Consider the following 2,681-nt stretch of genomic DNA (forward strand, 5'->3'; position numbering starts at 1 on the left):
CCGTCTTCGATGTCGATGTTGACACCCTTCAGAACCGGCACCCCGTTCGGGTAGGTCTTGTACACGTCACGGATGGAAAGGCTTGCCATGCTGTGAATCCTCTTCTCTGGTACTGCTTGAAAACGTCTTGTCGGGTGACGGCGGTGCGGGTTCAGCTCATTGACCCGCTCACTCGCGCACCGCCGCGCTCACGGGAGGCTCGCCCCCGCCATCTGCTGATCAAGCGTGTTAGCCCTTCACCGCGCCCGCGGTCAGGCCGCGCACGAAGTAACGTCCGGCGATGATGTAGACCAGCAGCGTCGGCAACGCCGCGATGATCGCGCCGGCCATATCCACGTTGTATTCCTTCACGCCGGTCGAGGTGTTCACCAGGTTGTTCAGCGCCACTGTGATTGGCATCGAATCGACGCCGGAAAACACGATACCGAACAGGAAGTCGTTCCAGATCTGCGTGAATTGCCAGATCAGGCACACCATGAAGATCGGCAGCGACACCGGCAGCAGAATCTTCGTGAAGATCGTAAAGAAACCCGCGCCGTCGATGCGCGCGGCCTTCACGAGTTCAGCCGGAATGCTCACGTAGAAGTTGCGGAAGAACATCGTGGTGAACGCGATACCGTAGATCACGTGCACCAGCACCAGACCGCTCGTCGTGTTCGACAGACCGAGCATGCCCTCGAAGCGCGCCATCGGCAGCAGGATCGCCTGAAACGGAATGAAGCAGCCAACCAGCAGCATCGTGAAGATCGGATCGGCGCCGCGAAAGCGCCAGTGCGTGAGCACATAGCCGTTGAACGCGCCGATGATCGACGAGATCAGCACCGCCGGGATCACCATGCGCACCGAGTTCATGAAGAACGGCTGCATGCCGTCGCAGCGCACGCCGGTACAAGCGCCGCTCCAGGCCTTCAGCCACGGCGCGAAGCTCCAGTGGGTCGGCGGCGTCAGCAGGTTGCCGGCGCGCAGCTGGTCGATGTCCTTGAACGACGTGGACAGCATCACGTACAGCGGAAACAGGAAATACAGGGCGAACAGGATCAGGGCCGCGTAAATGACGGCACGGCTGATCGTCATCTTAGGCTGCATTGCGCGTGCTCCTCGATTCCAGATACATCAGCGGCACGAGCACGGCCACGACCGTGGCGAGCATCATGATCGACGATGCGGCGCCGACGCCGAGCTGCCCGCGATTAAACGAGAACGTGTACATGAAAATGGCCGGCAGCGACGACGACGTGCCCGGGCCGCCCGCGGTCAGCGCGACCACGAGGTCGAACGTCTTGATGGTGATGTGGCAAAGAATCAGCAGCTCGGAGAAGAACACCGGCCGCATGCTCGGAATCACGATCTTGCGGTAGATGGTCGGCAGGTTAGCGCCGTCCATCTGCGCGGCCTTGAAGATCTCACCGTCGACACCGCGCAGACCCGCAAGGAAGAGCGCCATGACGAAGCCGGTGGATTGCCACACCGCCGCGATCACGACGCAGAAAATCGCCTTGTCGGGGTCGCCGAGCCAGCTGAACGAGAAGCTCGTCCAGCCCCAGTCGTGGAACACCTTTTCGAGGCCGACGCTCGGCGTCATGATCCATTGCCACGCCGTACCCGTCACGATGAACGACAGCGCCATCGGGTACAGGAACACGGCGCGCAGCGCGCCTTCGTTGCGGATCTGCTGATCGAGCAGGATCGCGAGGAACAGGCCGAGGCCGATACAGATACCGATAAACGGAATGCCGAACCAACCGAGGTTGGCAGCCGACGTCCAGAACACATCGTTATCGAACAGTTCGCGATAACGGTCGAGACCGACAAATTCATAACGAGGCATCAGCCGCGAATTCGACAGCGACAGATAGCCGGTGATTGCGATAAAGCCATACACGAAGATCAGGCTGATCACGACGCTGGGTGCGAGCACCAGCTTCGGAATCCAGCTATCGGCAAGGGCCGCCATGGGCGACGCGCGGCGGGCGACGGTAGCCGTTTTCCCGTTTCCGCTGATAGAAGCAGTCACTACTCGACTCCTGCTGAAACTGTACCGCCGGGGCGCTCGCTCACGAAAGACGCGAGACCGGAACGGCATAGGTGTGACTCGATGAAACCAGGGGTGAAGTGTCTCGCCCTAAGTAACGCAACGGCTGCAAGCATTCCGAAGAACGCGCCCGGCGCCCCCGCAGGGAACGACCAGGCGCACTACTTCGCTTGACGCTACTTACTTGGTTTTCGCAGCCTTCGCGAGCGCGGCAACCGCGGTCTTCGAATCCTGCTGCGAGTTCATGAACTTCGTGACCACGTCCGAGATCGCGCCGGCTGCTGCATCCGGTTGCGCCATGCCGTGTGCCAGCGAAGGCACATAGCCGCCCGACTTGATCGCCACCTGTTCATCCGCGTACGACTTCTTCGCGCAGTCGTCGAACTTGGCCATCGACACGCCCAGACGAACCGGGATCGAACCCTTGTTCAGGCTGAACTGTTCCTGGAATTCCGGCGACATGATCGTCTTGGCCAATGCCAATTGACCTGGCGTTGCAGTCTTCTCGCCCTTCTGCTGGAAGAACACGAACGAGTCGACGTTGAACGTGTAAGCCTTTTCCGTGCCCGGCACAGCGGCGCAGACATAGTCCACACCCGACTTCTTGCCGGCGTTGGCGAACTCGCCCTTCGCCCAGTCGCCCATGAAC

Annotated in this window: 2 protein-coding genes and 1 pseudogene; all 3 read right to left on the minus strand. The window is 60.8% G+C overall.

Translation table 11 applies throughout. From position 1 onward, the window contains the following. Nucleotides 1-228 precede the first annotated feature (228 nt). Entirely contained in the window at nt 229-1,086 is an 858-nt protein-coding gene (locus VGH68_RS26545; RefSeq protein ID WP_331606692.1) for a carbohydrate ABC transporter permease, read from the minus strand. Beyond that, nucleotides 1,076-2,014 carry a sugar ABC transporter permease gene (locus VGH68_RS26550; protein WP_331606693.1) on the minus strand — a complete coding sequence of 313 codons (939 nt, stop codon included), beginning with the start codon at nt 2,012-2,014 and terminating at the stop codon, nt 1,076-1,078. The genes VGH68_RS26545 and VGH68_RS26550 overlap by 11 nt, the downstream gene beginning before the upstream one ends. Before the next feature lie 198 nt (nt 2,015-2,212). After that, nucleotides 2,213-2,681 (minus strand): annotated as a pseudogene (locus tag VGH68_RS26555) (sugar ABC transporter substrate-binding protein); the annotation flags it as partial.

This window comes from Paraburkholderia sp. (assembly GCF_036488505.1).
Taxonomy (GTDB): domain Bacteria; phylum Pseudomonadota; class Gammaproteobacteria; order Burkholderiales; family Burkholderiaceae; genus Paraburkholderia.

Excerpts from the sequence above, each read along its gene's own strand:
- VGH68_RS26545 (WP_331606692.1), bottom strand. The coding sequence starts at position 1,086 with ATGCAGCCTAAGATGACGATCAGCCGTGCCGTCATTTACGCGGCCCTG.